13 protein-coding genes are annotated in these 14335 nt (G+C 50.0%); all 13 read right to left on the reverse strand.

Annotation, left to right across the window (positions count from 1 at the left end):
* Window positions 1-424: 424 nt before the first annotated feature.
* Window positions 425-1057: a LysE family translocator gene (locus tag MO867_RS17365; protein ID WP_252471491.1), complete on the reverse strand. Its 633-nt coding sequence runs from the start codon at window positions 1055-1057 to the stop codon at window positions 425-427.
* A gap of 44 nt (window positions 1058-1101) precedes the next feature.
* Complete coding sequence (gene hypE / locus MO867_RS17370) at window positions 1102-2139, reverse strand: hydrogenase expression/formation protein HypE (RefSeq protein ID WP_252471493.1); 1038 nt, start codon at window positions 2137-2139, stop codon at window positions 1102-1104.
* The gene (hypD, locus tag MO867_RS17375) at window positions 2105-3232 is read right to left on the reverse strand and encodes a hydrogenase formation protein HypD (RefSeq protein WP_252471495.1); all 1128 of its coding nucleotides are present in this window, start codon (window positions 3230-3232) and stop codon (window positions 2105-2107) included. Before hypD ends, hypE begins: the two co-directional genes overlap by 35 nt.
* An 11-nt stretch (window positions 3233-3243) precedes the next feature.
* Window positions 3244-3468: a HypC/HybG/HupF family hydrogenase formation chaperone gene (locus tag MO867_RS17380; RefSeq protein WP_252471497.1), complete on the reverse strand. Its 225-nt coding sequence runs from the start codon at window positions 3466-3468 to the stop codon at window positions 3244-3246.
* On the reverse strand, window positions 3468-5783 hold the full coding sequence (gene hypF, locus MO867_RS17385) for a carbamoyltransferase HypF (RefSeq protein WP_252471500.1): 2316 nt from the start codon (window positions 5781-5783) through the stop codon (window positions 3468-3470). Before hypF ends, MO867_RS17380 begins: the two co-directional genes overlap by 1 nt.
* Window positions 5773-6045 (reverse strand): hydrogenase/urease maturation nickel metallochaperone HypA, encoded by a 273-nt coding sequence (locus MO867_RS17390; RefSeq protein ID WP_252471502.1) that lies wholly within the window; start codon window positions 6043-6045, stop codon window positions 5773-5775. The genes hypF and MO867_RS17390 overlap by 11 nt, the downstream gene beginning before the upstream one ends.
* Window positions 6027-6524 carry a hydrogenase maturation protease gene (locus tag MO867_RS17395; RefSeq protein WP_252471504.1) on the reverse strand — a complete coding sequence of 166 codons (498 nt, stop codon included), beginning with the start codon at window positions 6522-6524 and terminating at the stop codon, window positions 6027-6029. Before MO867_RS17395 ends, MO867_RS17390 begins: the two co-directional genes overlap by 19 nt.
* The gene (locus MO867_RS17400) at window positions 6508-7830 is read right to left on the reverse strand and encodes a Ni/Fe hydrogenase subunit alpha (RefSeq protein WP_252471506.1); all 1323 of its coding nucleotides are present in this window, start codon (window positions 7828-7830) and stop codon (window positions 6508-6510) included. The genes MO867_RS17395 and MO867_RS17400 overlap by 17 nt, the downstream gene beginning before the upstream one ends.
* A gap of 47 nt (window positions 7831-7877) precedes the next feature.
* Window positions 7878-8696, reverse strand: coding sequence for an NADH-quinone oxidoreductase subunit B family protein (locus MO867_RS17405; RefSeq protein WP_252471508.1), 819 nt, complete (start codon window positions 8694-8696; stop codon window positions 7878-7880).
* Window positions 8672-9481, reverse strand: coding sequence for an FAD/NAD(P)-binding protein (locus MO867_RS17410; protein ID WP_252471510.1), 810 nt, complete (start codon window positions 9479-9481; stop codon window positions 8672-8674). Before MO867_RS17410 ends, MO867_RS17405 begins: the two co-directional genes overlap by 25 nt.
* Window positions 9478-9972: a cyclic nucleotide-binding domain-containing protein gene (locus tag MO867_RS17415; RefSeq protein WP_252471512.1), complete on the reverse strand. Its 495-nt coding sequence runs from the start codon at window positions 9970-9972 to the stop codon at window positions 9478-9480. Before MO867_RS17415 ends, MO867_RS17410 begins: the two co-directional genes overlap by 4 nt.
* A complete protein-coding gene (locus MO867_RS17420; RefSeq protein WP_252471514.1) occupies window positions 9969-11090 on the reverse strand; it encodes a 4Fe-4S dicluster domain-containing protein in 1122 nt (373 codons plus the stop codon). Before MO867_RS17420 ends, MO867_RS17415 begins: the two co-directional genes overlap by 4 nt.
* A 300-nt stretch (window positions 11091-11390) precedes the next feature.
* Window positions 11391-11822 carry a hypothetical protein gene (locus MO867_RS17425; RefSeq protein ID WP_252471516.1) on the reverse strand — a complete coding sequence of 144 codons (432 nt, stop codon included), beginning with the start codon at window positions 11820-11822 and terminating at the stop codon, window positions 11391-11393.
* Window positions 11823-14335 lie beyond the last annotated feature (2513 nt).

Here is a 14335-nt window from a genome sequence, read left to right on the forward strand (position 1 = left end):
ACGAGCGGTACAGTGACTATGGGGCTATAGCTGCATGAAACTGTCCGAAGTGTTGGGGTATAGCACCCTCCTTCAACACTACCAATAACCCCGCCACTGTTGTCTTTCTAAAGATAGAAGTCGCCTAGCTGGCGGCATGTTCGGGACAATTACGACAAAACGCACCTCGCTTATGACATATATCGGTTCCAGCCTGATAGGATGCCTTCGCTGATGACTGATCTCAGTCCTCCACGGATGGCCATATTATGTGGGGCGATATCACGGAATAGAACAGGACCTATGCACGTTGGCCTCGTTGCTTTGTCGGGCTATCGGGAAATTTAATGTCACGGCTGTGCTAGTCGTAACAGTGACTATGGCTCAATTGAAATAGAAGGCGCGGGCTATTTTCTCGTCGAATGAAAGACTGCTACTTTCTCACCTATTCTCGTACAGCCACAAAGATACCGCTACCAATCAACAAAACTCCGGAACCATACTTCAATGCGGCCCCCCTATTTGACCTGCCAATCGTCGACTGTGCCTTGAAGGCAAAGTATGCATAGCCAGCCATGACACTGCCCACGGATAGAGTCGCTACCGTGAAGATAGCCAGGATATCAATAGAAGTAACGCGGGTTAGATCGAGGAATGCGGGGAAAAAGCTTGCATAAAAGAGGATAGCTTTTGGATTACCCATGGTGGTAAACAAGCCCAGCAGGAAGCTTGAGAGATTGCCCCCGGATTTGGAGGGCATTGTCTGCACCTGATCTAATGGTCCTTTCGCTTTACACCCAGTGAAAATTAGGTTCACTCCGAGCCAAATAAGAAAGGCGGCACCTGCATACTTAATGATTACAAAGAAACTGCCCATGGTCTCGGCTAATGTGCTCATCCCAAATAATGCTAATAGGATAAACAAATAGTCGCCCGCAACGATCCCCGTTACTGCAATCAGGCCCTGGCGCAATCCTAATGCGAGAGTTCGGGAAACTACGGCCAATACGCCGGGACCAGGAATCAGAGCAAGAACTGACATTGAGACAAATAGGGCCAGGGATGTTGAGATTGTCATTTTTTTTCCAGAAAACTATATTTGTCTGCTTAAGATTCTATCGGCTAACAGATCCTGGGCAACTGCTCCCCTGGCAATCGTTGCAATAATCGATCGCACCCAAGGCTGTTCTTCAGGGCTACTTGCGGATGGTCCCCATCTCCAACTCGGCCGATGATCTCGCAAAGTGACCCCGCTACCGTACCACGGAGAATTGAAGTTGCCAGTTTTGAAGAACTCTCAGGGACAAAGGCAACAAAGCGTCCTTCATTAGCTACATAAAGTGGGTCCAAACCCAAGATTTCACAGGCACCCTCCACCGCTTCACTGACAGGAATACGGCTTTCATCCAGAGAAAATGTTTTACCGCAGCTTTCGGCAAGCTCCACCAGCGCTGTTGCGAGACCGCCGCGAGTAAGATCTCGCAGGCAGTGGATTTCGACACCAGCTTGTATGAGTTCAGCGACGGCGCGGTTAAGTGGAGCGCAGTCGCTTGTCAGGTTGCTTTCAAATTCCAATCCCTCCCGGCTGGCCATTACAGCGATTCCGTGTCGGCCAATATCACCGGATAACAGAATTACATCTCCCCGGCAGATACGACCGGGTTCGATTGGCCACTGACTTATCTGCTGGCCGACACCGCTGGTGTTGATATAGATCCCATCACCTTTGCCTCTCTCGACGACTTTGGTATCGCCGGTAACGAGCATCACACCGGTACTCTGTGCGGCCTTTGCCATTGACTGTAATACCCGCTTCAGAGTTACCATCGGCAGCCCTTCCTCTAGAATTAAACCGCAACTCAGGAATTTGGGCTCGGCGCCGGCCATTGCCAGGTCGTTGACGGTGCCGTAGACGGCCAGCTCACCGATATTGCCGCCGGGAAAGAATAATGGGGTGACAACAAAAGAGTCTGTAGTGAATACCAGCCGATCCGTGTTCCATGGGAGTGTTGCGCTGTCGTGGGCCTGTGATATCCAAGTATTGTTGAACAGGGGTTGAATATAATCGGTCAGTAGGCGCTGAGTCATTGCGCCGCCACTGCCGTGGCCAAGGCGCACAGTATCGTTATCGGTTGGGAGAATTGGGCAGTGCAGATCCATTGACGCTTACCTGATCTCGATAGTGGTAGTAGGCCGCACAGGCGCCCTCGGACGAGACCATCGGTGCTCCCAAAGGTTGTTGCGGGTGGCATTTTTGAGCGAAGTGCGGACAGTCGCAGGGCTTTTTAAGCCCCAACAGTATTTCGCCACTCAGGCAGCCTCGGTTATCTGCGCGATTGCTGGTCGGCAAATTGAATCGCCGAGCGGCATCAAAACTTGCGTATTCTTCTTTTAGTATGAGACCGCTGGTTGGAATTTCCCCAATGCCTCGCCAGTGTTGTGCTGAAATTTTAAATACTGTCTTCAATAGGCTTTGGGCCGTTCGATTGCCCGCTTGAGTTACTGCACGTTGATACTGATTCTCTACTCGGTAGTGGCCCCCTTCCAATTGGCGAATGCATCTGAGCACGCCCTCGATAATATCCAGAGGCTCAAAACCGGTGATTACGATAGGGATATGGTAGTTTTCGGCCAGCTGATGATATTGCTCATAGCCTGTTATGGCACAAACATGTCCGGCAGCCAGAAACCCCTGAATTTGGCAGTCCTTGCGGGCACAAATAGATCGAATGGCGGGTGCTACCAGGAACTGGGAAATCAGTGCAGAAAAGTTGTGCAAACTTTTCTGCTTGGCCAGGGACAGCGTCAGGGCGTTTGCTGTTGCCGTGGTTTCAAAGCCAATGGCAAGGAAGACGACCTGCTTATTGGGGTTCTGTTCAGCCAAATGTAGCGCCTGTAGCGGAGAATAGATAATACGGATATCGCCTCCGCCTGCTTTTACCTGCAACAGATCGCTCACTGATCCTGGAACCCGTAACATATCACCATAAGAACAGAAGATAACGTCGGGCATTGCCGCAATCGTAATGGCCCCGTCGATAATCTCTTGCGGAGTAACACAAACCGGGCAGCCGGGACCGTGTACCAGTTGGATACCCGGTGGAAGTAGTTGTTGTAAGCCATATTTGGCAATCGCGTGGGTCTGTCCGCCGCAAATTTCCATTAACGTCCAGGGCCGAGAGCTGGTTTTTTCAAGCTCTGCTGCGACAGTACGGATACAGTCTCCGTTTCGATACTCCTGTAAGTATTTCATCGCAAATTTTATTAACCGAGTGTTTTGAGCAGCTTAAAGACCTTGCTGGCCTCTTCTTTCCGAATGGTACTGATAGCAATGCCCACATGAACGATAACGTAGTCCCCTACTCCGGCTTCAGGCACCAGTGACAAGTTGACTTCTTTACTGATACCGCCGAAGGATACCTTGCCACTTCGCTCATATTCAGAAGCGCTATGAATGGTTTCTATCTTTCCCGGTATTCCCAAGCACACTAGGGCGGTACCTCTCCCAATGGTTGCCCTGCGGCCTGCATGCAGTGGGCGTAGTGAATTTGCCCCAAAGCGATGCCGCCATCATTGGGGGGTACCTCACTGTGACAATGGACAGAAAAACCCTGAGCTTGTAAGAGTGCGGTTATCGTTTCAGTCAATCGTTTATTCTGGAAAACACCGCCGGATAGAAAGACATTTTTTTCCCCGTGTTTCAGAGCCACGGCCAGTGCCATCTGCGCGAGCGTATTGTGAAAGGCCGCTGCGCGCTGGGGCAATGATTTGTTTTCGTCATAAATCAAAGCGCTGATACAAGGTGCCCAATCCAGTTCCCAGCGGCCGTCTTTTTTGGCTAGGTTAAAGGGATAACTGTCCTTAGAGCTAACGCCCCGCGCGCACTGTTCCAAGGCCATCGCCGCTTGGCCTTCAAAACTCATGCGGGTTGTCAGCCCCAGCAGTGCAGATACCGCGTCGAACAGGCGGCCGACAGAGCTGCACTGGGGGCTGTTGATCTCCCCTTTCAACATGGTCACCAGATTTTGGCGTTCACGGCGAGTAAAGCAGCGCTTAAGGTCTTGGTGCTGTAGCGCTACAAACCCTGATATTTCATAAAGGAGGCCAGCGGCTGAGCGCCTTGGCTCGCGTACAGCCTTCTCTCCTCCCGGTAACGGGAAAGTACGGAAACTGGCCAGATGCGTGACCGGGGAGCGGCCATCCCAATGTAAAAATTCACCGCCGCGCACTACGCCGCTGCAGTCGTAACCGGTTCCATCCCAACAAATTCCCAGTGCTGGACCGGAGTGGGCGTGCTCCGCCATACAGGAGAACAGGTGCGCAACATGGTGCTGCACCCCGATTCGTGCTGTCTTCTGTTTCAGAGCCCAGCGGTAGGAGGTATATCCCGGGTGCAGGTCGTGAATTAGCTTATCGGGCTGGCAGCGCTGTAAATTGGTGAGATCACCGATAGTGCGATTGAAGTGACTCAAGCTATTGGCGCTGCCCAAGTCACCAATATGCTGACTTGGGTAAGCCCATCCCGAATGAGAAAGGGCCACTGTGTTTTTTAGATCTGCGCCGAGTGCCAACAAGGTATCCCGTCCAAGTTTGCGATCTTCTGCGTGCTGCGGCAACGTGATCGGCAATGGCGCATAGCCACGGGCGCGGCGCAGCATTAGCGGCCGATTGTTGACGACTCTGAGAACTGAGTCATCCAGGGGGCGTAAGATACGTCGGCTGTGGACCAGGAAGCAGTCAGCAATTTTACCGAGGCGCTCAAAGGCCTCATCATTGTCGGTGCAAATGGGTTCTTCGGCCAGATTGCCACTGGTGGCTACCAGCGGGGTTCCATAGTGTCGTGCCAGCAAATAGTGCAATGGTGACGCCGGGAGCATCACCCCCAGATTTGTGAGATTAGGAGCCACCAAATGGTGTATGGAGGTGCAGGACTCATCCTTGGCTTCCAATAAAACAATAGGCCTCTCCCTGGCGGACAAGAGTCTGGCTTCAAGGTCCGAGACACAGCAATCCCGACACACATTTTTTAATTCGTCATAAAGGAGAGCGAAGGGCTTATGGGGGCGACGTTTGCGTCGGCGTAGCTCCGCCAGCGCATTGCCATTGACAGCATCCGCCAATAACTGAAATCCCCCCACGCCTTTGAGCGCCACAATTTTACCCTTGGCGATGGCATCCAGGGCTCGGTACAGCGCCTGTTCGCTGTCGGCGACAGTGTCCCCGGATGAAGAGCACAACCGCAACTGCGGGCCGCACTCCAGGCAGGCATTGGGTTCCGAATGAAAGCGCCGATTCAGCGGATCTCTGTACTCGCCGAGACATTTTCCGCACAACGGGAACGGTTGCATTGATGTATTGGCGCGATCGTAGGGCAGTTTATCGATGATGCTGTAGCGAGGGCCACAGAGAGTACAGCTGATAAATGGGTAGCCGTAGCGGCGATTTTTAGGGTCCGATAATTCTTTGAGGCAGTCATCACAGGGCGCCAGGTCGGGCAGCACCAGGGTGGAACAGCTGGAATCCCACACGCTTGGTAATATACGGAAGCCATACTCCGCCTGCAGGGGTACCGGGTGTGATTCGATTCTGATAATACGGCTATAAGGTGGTTTATCTGAAGACAGCTTGTCGATAAAAGTCTCGATCTCTCTACTGTTTCCCTGAACTTCAATATGCAAGCCACCACTGTGATTGGCGACCCAGCCTTTCAGCTGAAAATGTTCTGCCTGCCGATAAACAAACGGTCGGAAGCCGACGCCTTGGACCAAACCGGCAATTTCAATATGGCGGCGTTCAGTGGCCATCGGTCTCCTCGAATTTCAGACTCTCCAAAATGATTTCCTGTGCGTCTTTATGCTTAATATCTGTGAGTTGATCTATCTCCAGCTTAAGCCCTTCAAGAGACGTGCCGAGTATCTCCCTGTCAAAATGCTCGCGAAGGTGGGAGGCAGAGATATGGGCCAAGGCGCCCAGACGCAAGCGCACACCGATGGGCTTGCCGGGCTCATCCATTGCAAGTTCGTGAATTTTGTCGATCAGGTTTTTAATCAGGCTCTGCTCGTGCATTGTGGGCCTCCACTGACTGCTGACAGGTGCGCAATGATAAGTTGCTCCGCTTGAAGCGCAGCTTTGACGACTGTTGGCGATAGCTTCTCGCCCTTCGCCAGGTTCTCTGAGTTGATGGCAAAAATATCCAGTCGTATGGGCAGAGAATCAATCAGCTTTCCCATTGTTATTGCTTCCGCTAAACCAAACCCGTGACTCGAAGTACTACAAAGCGACGGAGAAAGGGGATCTTGCAAGCCATCCAGTGAGATCACCTCTCCTACGGTATGCCTGTCGCTAATCATGGCATCCACCAGACAGACCCATCGATCTTTCCATCGCGCCAGTAAATGTAAAATATCTCCACCGCTTTCCAGGTATTCCACCGAATGACCCAACTGTTGGCGCAGCCGTTGCAGCAGAAATGGGCCCACACCGTCGTCGCTGCGCAGGGGGTTTCCCAGGCTCACCAGCAGCCAGGGGTTAGGTTTTTTCCGCATTCCCATCGTTAAAATGTAGTTGCAGGAAATGAGTGGAGCAGGAAATACAAGGGTCATAATTCCGTATTGCCCGCTCACACAGGCCCCGCAGTTTGTCTTCGGGGAAATGCATGAACCTCGGCAGCATAAGGCGCAGGTCGTCTTCGATGGTCTTTTGGTTTTGCGAAGTGGGCGCAACAATTTTTGCGGCGGATATTTTCCCTGTCTTGTCGATATCGTAGCGGTGGTACAACAACCCCCGCGGCGCTTCAGTTGCGGCGTATCCACTGGCTGCCCTAGGTTTGGTGTGTAAGTGAGGCTCTTCCGGCATTACGTAATCGCCTATAATACGCAGCGCCTCATCGAAGGCGTAGAGCACTTCAAGGCTTCGGACCAGGATGCTTTGGAAGGGGTTAATGCAGGGCGCCTTAAAATTGAGCGTTTCTGCCAGTTGTCGTACTCTGGGTGATAGCTTTTCGTAGTTGAGATTAAAGCGAGCAATAGGACCTACCAGATAGGAGCCACGAGCTTTCAGTGTGCAGTGTAGAGCGGTGCTGTACGCGACATGCTCTTCTACAAAGTGGTTTTCATACTCTTGCGAGCTGATATCCAAGCCCCTACTTGAGGTAATCCTGCCCTCGTTCATCGGGTATTCTTCCGGGTGTTTCAGAGCGACAAACTCGTACAGATCCTCTCCTCGCCATTCATAATCTGGAAAGGGCAGCGTGGCGGACCAACACACCAATTGTTCGGCCAAGCTCCTTGCAGCTTCCAATTGTTGCTGTAACGAGAGAAGTGCATTTGTGCTAGGCGCCTTATAGAAGCCGCCCACCCGGACGTTGATTGGGTGAACTTCCCTCCCGCCAATCAAGCGGACCAGCGCATTGCCGGCCTTTTTAATTTCCAGGGCATTCTTCACTACCTTGGGGTGATCTTTGGCCATGGCGACAGCATTTGGATAGCCGAGGAAATCTGACGCGTGGAGCATACTGATGTGCAGCATATGGCTTTCGATCCATTCACCGCAGTAAAGCAGACGACGCAATTCGCGCAAGGCTCCGGTGGGCTTGATCCCAAGGGCATCTTCCATCGCATGGACCGCACTCATCTGGTAAGCCACCGGACAAATACCGCAGATTCGCGCAGTAATATCCGGTGCCTCCAGATAGCTGCGTCCAGCGAGAAGCGCTTCAAAGAATCGGGGAGGTTCGAAAATCTTGAGTTTGACCTCCTGGATGCCACTGTCGTCGTAGTCAATATGGAGGGCACCTTCACCCTCAACTCGGGCGAGGTAATCGACTTTAATCGTTTTACGTTGAGCGGCCATGGAACTCGCCCAGGAGGGTCACCCGATGGGAGTAACAGAGAGGAAACTTAGTCGCTGTCACCGTCTGCCCTACCCTCACTTTCCTGTTTAAAAGCTGGTGCTAATGGATTGAAATTCCTAAGATTTTCTATAATTAATGTATTTTCTACATGGAGATTTTCCGCCCACCAGTGACACAGTGATCCCGTATTGGAATTTTCTTTGGGTCCGTAGCAAGCGTAGCATCCGCGGTTATAACTTGGACAAATGGCACCGCAGCCCGCATGAGTAACCGGGCCCATACAAGGGGTGCCATGGGCAACCCATACACACACATTGCCGCGCAATTTACATTCGATACACACCGAGTGGTTGGCTACCTGGGGGGGGCGCTGGTGTAGGAAGGCGCTGATTACCTCGATCAATTGATGCTTATTGATGGGGCACCCTTGAAGTTCAAAGTCGACCGTGACGTGAGCAGAGATTGGTGTGGATTCTTTCAGGGTCGCAATATATTCCGGATGTGCATAAACCGCGCGGGTGAATGCTTGTATATCGGCAAAGTTGCGAAGCGCCTGTATACCACCTGCGGTTGCGCAGGCACCAATACTGATCAGGACTTGGGATTGGCGTCTGACATCGAGAATTCTTTGCGCATCTGCCGGTGTGGTGATGGAGCCTTCCACCAAGGAAATATCATAGGGGCCCTCCTTTACTTGACTAGATGCTTCGAGGAAGTAGGCGATGTCTAGCTGACCCGCGAGGAGAAGAAGCTCATCCTCGCAATCGAGTAAACTCAACTGGCATCCGTCACAGGAGGTAAATTTCCAAACTGCCAGTTTTGGCAGTGCCCTGTCAGAAGCTAAAGACCGTTGATCTGAAACCATTTGCACACATCCTGATAGCAGAAAACAGGGCCATCCCGGCAGACCAAGTGGGGCCCCCATTGACAGTGCCCGCACAGGCCGATAGCACACTTCATATTGCGTTCCATCGATAGATAGATACTGGATGCAGGTACGCCTTTGTGCCGAAGCACCTGGATACAAAAACGCATCATGATCTCCGGCCCACAAAGAAGCACAAGTGCTTCTTTCACATTGACGGCTGATACCCGTAATGGATCAGTTATGACGCCGACATGACCGTTCCAGTTGGTATCGGCATGATCTACCGATGTCACAAGTTCAAATGATTTGCCCCAGGCAGGCAGTTCCTCCCGATATAGCATCTCTTGCGGGCGGCGCGCACCGTAAAAGACCTGAAGGCTCCGCGCCGGCAATTGTCCCTGAAGGAAGCGGTAGATCAACGGCCGCAGCGGCGCCAGGCCCAAGCCGCCGGCAATGATCACCAGCGGTCGATGGCTGCCATCAAGCATGGGCCAGCCGTGCCCAAAAGGACCCCGAACACCCAACTGGGCGCCAACAGGCAAGCGACATAGCGCTTGGGTTGCGAACCCCTGGCTCTTAATTGTGTGGATCAGGGGATCTGATGAAGGAGCACTTGGGCCACTCAGGGATATGGCAACTTCGCCGGCACCAAAGGCGTAGAGCATATTGAACTGGCCGGGCAAGGCTGGCACCTCCAGATGACCTTCTCTTCTCAGAGCCAAGGTGACGGTTCCGGGAAATTCCTCGTGCCGTCGCTCGATACGCCACATACTGGGAATCACAGGTGCGGGCGCCTTTGCACAGGATTTTGCGAAGGGTGCGGCCCATAGACATCCAGTAACTGTATCCGGGCTGCTTGCAATCTCTCAGTAGCAATCCTTGCAAATCGTTTCATCAGTTCAAACCCCAATCGAGGTTCACTTTCACACTTTTCCCGCAGACACTTGCCGCCCAGCCGCAGACAGCGGACTGGACTCAGTGCACGGGCATCGAAAGCCGTGAGATACGGGGGGTAAAGCCAGGACCAGCCAAAGATATCGCCGTCCTGCAACGTCATTAGGCACAGCGGGCCATGGTTGGGAACGAAGGTTTCCACGGCAACACGCCCAGAGCGGATTAGGAAAAAATGATTCGCCGGGGCGCTCTCTTTGGCCAGGTACTCCCCTTCCTTATATCGTGAATTTTCTGCACAAGTCGCGAGAAAATTCAAATCCCCGCCACTTAACCCGTGGAAGAACGGGTGTTCATGTAGAAGACTGGCGATGTTTTTCATGGCTTTTCCTGTGCCCGAATATTCTGAACTTCCTCCGTAATATCGATACCTACTGGACACCAGGTGATACAGCGGCCACAACCGACACAACCAGAACTATCAAATTGATCGTACCAAGTGGCCAGTTTGTGGGTCATCCACTGGCGATATTGGGTGCGCGTGTCCGCTCTGACAGGGCCTCCAGACAGGTGGCTCAAGTCAGCGGTAAAACAGGAATCCCAGCGCTCCCAGCGCTCAGCCTTAGTGCCAGTTAAGTCGGTGGAGTCCTCGACCGTTGAGCAAAAGCAAGTAGGACAAGCCATGGTGCAATTGGCACAGGAAAGGCAGCGTTCTGCGACTTTGTCCCAGATTGGACTGTCGTAGTTGCGATACAGCAGTTCTTTCAAATCTGAACTATCGAAATTTCGCGGTCCACTGCGCATTTTCTGTGCAGTCTGGTCTACCGCCTCAATAGCCTGTTTCAAGTCTGTTTTCGTTGCGATTTCTGTGGGGAGCTGCTTCAGTATTGCTTCACCTTCCGGGCTACCGCTGCGTATCAAAAGAAAATGCGTATCAGAATTAACCACTTCCGTTAGTATCAGATCGCTGGGCAGCCGCACATACGGTCCGGTATTCATAGACATACAGAAGCAGGTATCTGCTGCCGTTGTGCATTCAAGCGCAATCGTAAACAATTCTGCGCGGCGCCTTGTATAGCTTTCGTTGGAGTAATTTCCTTGACTGAAAACCCGATCCTGGATAGCAATGCCGTGTAGCTCACAACTCCGTACACCAAGGAAAGCAAGTTTCACTGGGGCCTCTTCGATCTCAAGAATTTGGAGATCGCCGCCAGAGTTACTTGCTTTCCAGACAGGTCGGCGCGGCAATTGCAGATATTGTTTCCACGAATGGGGTCCAACTGCATAGCCAAAGTAGGCTTTGTCGGCTCGGCGTTTGAGGCGGTACTGGCCGCCCTCCTGTTCATCGGTCCAGCCCTGAGGTAGGTCAGAGGCAGTGCCAATTTCACCATAGGTAATGGCCCCGTTATCTAATAAGGGGCCGTAGAGTTGATAGCCGTCGGCACGGATAGCATGGATCAAAACCTCCAAGTGTTCCGCTCGCAGTTTTAATGATTCCATTGGCAGTAGTCTGGTAGCCTGACTTTTATAACCCTTAAATTAACATTACACACCTACATTACATACCAACAGCCTCAGCATGGGGATGTACAGAGTGTTATATTTTTGAGCGGGAATTGCACTGGGACAGAAGTATCAAATTTCTAGGAGTATAGTTTTGGTGGCTGGATGCCTGGAAATGTTTAGCGCCCTATAAAGCCCTCTACTATTTGGGTAGACCGGCGCCCATTGTGTGTTACCAGGCGGATATGAGGGCTTTAGTAGCTTGCACTATCAGTGTGTAAAGAAAAAGGACAGATGCTATGTGAAATATCTCATTATTTTTTGATATTTATAGACAATATGCCAAGTAAAGAGAATCAACATAAGGTAGAGCATCACAATAATCTGGTTTCCCAAGGATGACATATTTAGGTCTTTAACGAGTAAGGAAAACTCAAATATATCAGTTAGGACAAGTACCGGCAGATAAAAAATCCATAGCTGGGGGAAAGCGATTTTCTTCGCAAAGGCCAAACCAAACAAGGCAAGATAAAAAAGCGAGTAGACCATTAAGCTGATGACCAGCCACCAAATGGGCATACCCCAATCGTTAGACGTGAAGCCAAGATACTGGGAATAGATTTCCAAGGGAACCATGATGAAAAAGAAAATCTTCCAGCCAGCACTGGGGCGATAGGTTGGGAGCGTGTTTTCAAGAACACTTTCAGGCGCCCGATACAGATCCTGCACTGCGAAACTCCCTTGTCAGCGGTTGGCCTGCTAGGTGGTGTAGCTGGCTAAAAGCTGTTTCTCATCATTCTTACAATAAAATCGAAGTCTAATGGTCCAATCTCCGATTTGTTGTGGAGAATGAGCATATTCTCACTGCTTTCAAAGTCAATAGCTAGCGGTAATTGGAGCTTGAATATCGATTGCAACTACCAATATTTGTTGGAACACCAAGTTGGCGACCCTGCCTTTCGGGTAATTTACTATCACCGTTTCTCTTTATTCGGAGAATGATAAAGAGCGCGAGCGTCAAGTGGTGTCATTTTGGGGTTACCAGCAGGCTCAGAATTGGCGGCATTCACACATTGACATCCCGCTTTTTCATTGATCACATTGTTACACAATGGCGCCAGACTATGTTGTCACATTTGGGTAATGAGCTGGCTCACACTATCGATAAACATTTGTACCAAGTGTTGACTTTGAGGCTGCAGATAATATGCTCGCTGATCTCATATATGAGAGCCACAGTGCCAGATTTCGACCTGCATTGTTATCTTAATCAAGCTCAGGGAATGGCGAGAAGTAACTTTCGGATAGGCATTTGGCGCCTATTCGGTAAAGCGGTAAATAATAAGGAAGTTTCTCAATGCAGGATCTGTATCGGGCGCCTGATAGTGCTATAGATAACTCTATTCCCAGATATAAACCCAGTGTTGGCTGGAAAATACTGTTTTTTATACTTGTCCCTCTGGAAGTCTGGTCACAATATCACTTATTTACAGTCAACGAGTCCAATGACCCGCTATGGTGGCTACTGGTTAGCTTGGTCATTTATATCATTTTTTATGTTGCTCTATATGGTTTGGCATTTTCGAAAAGGGTGGCATTTCCACGTTTTTGGACCATCTACCTTCCAATAATGATGCTTACTGATATCTATGAATTGTTCAGAATCATACAAGCCATGAACATGTCGGTTCTATTCAATCAAATTACAGTCATGTTTGTGGTCCCTTTGATTTTCTTTACCTGGCACATTGTTTATAAATACCAAAAAGTCATGAGATATTTTAAATAACTGCCCGGGTTTATATCGACTTTAATAAACAGATCTATTGCAAGGTGTTGCCCACATTGCCGGTGCCTGTTTGCGTAGTGAGAGCAACCTCGCCACTGCCGACCTGTGTTGTAGTTTGATCATTCGCCACACCATTTTGGATCGCCACAATACTGGCTATTTGACAGAATCGAGAGAAACGTTGCGCAAAAACTCGCTAACTTATTGATTTATATAGATTAGTTCGGTGTAAATTTGACTCGCGGCTTTTGGGTGGAATGGAGGGGGAGAACCATTCACGCATATGACACTATCAAATTCTCGTCCTAAATTCTTGAGCCACTGGCCGAGGCTTCCGAGGATTTGATCTCCATCTTTAGGTGGAGATGATCTTGCTCAGCTCGGTGATCTTGTCGTTACAGGTTTTCAGTTTCCCCATATTCCCATAAAGTCCTCTTTCCATACTCTGCCTCTTTGCGGGCGCGATCGGCGCCGAAGATCTTGATGGGCGTGCTGGGTGGCCCCCTCGGAAAGTGTAAGGTGTGCTCCGAATGATGGATTATTGATGCAGCAGGCTTTTTAAACTCGTCTCGCTCTTCCAGAGGAAGCCCGCCCTCTATCATCCGCACCGAGTAGATCTATTTCAAAGAGTATGTGGATGTTGAGGCCTTGCGAAAATCTTTGATCAAATACTTTAATTTCTACAACAACGAATGCCCACACCAGACATTTGATTGTCAGTTGCCCGTCGAAGTTTACCGAGACACGGCACAACGAGTAGATATAAAGCCAGCATCAGCTCTAACTTGTTGGGCTCTATTTTAGAACCTGCCCTGACATAGGGATCTAATTTACACTCAATGAACTAATTCTTTTATATTTTCATGATATTCTTAGGACTGCCATCTACATCGATCCGTGCGCACTTATTGAAATTCACCACTGAAATAAAAACACCTCAAATTATGAGGTTTAGTTATTGGAGGTGGGCTGCCTAATGAAGTATAAGTTGATTTTTGGAGTTGATTCCTAAAATCACACAAGGCATACCGATTAAGGACAAAGGGCTGGTGACCGTCGGCAGGTTTATCTTGTTATAGCCATATATCCAATTTTTATTCAGCCTAACCAAAATGATGAACTCCTTTGTGTTGAACAAAGAAGGCGATCAATTGTCGGTATAAAATTTGTATCGTCTATTTTAATCAAGCTTGATATGTAGCAATAAGGATTAAGAATCATGGATTTACAAATTAAATTAAAAAATGGTTTGATTGGTGGAATTGTTATTTCGTAGCGGTGGATCATCAACAGATAATTTTTTCTGGGGTCGTCAACCCTAGATATCAAGTAATAGCAACTTGGGCAGAAAGTGTTTCTTCATCCTTGGCACGGCAGCAATTACTGCCGTGCTTTGGATGCAATACTTCGGACAGTTTTAGGGGGCGAAATAGGTAGGAACCACGGCCAGATA

The organism is Microbulbifer okhotskensis, from assembly GCF_023895975.1.
GTDB classification, from domain to species: domain Bacteria; phylum Pseudomonadota; class Gammaproteobacteria; order Pseudomonadales; family Cellvibrionaceae; genus Microbulbifer; species Microbulbifer okhotskensis.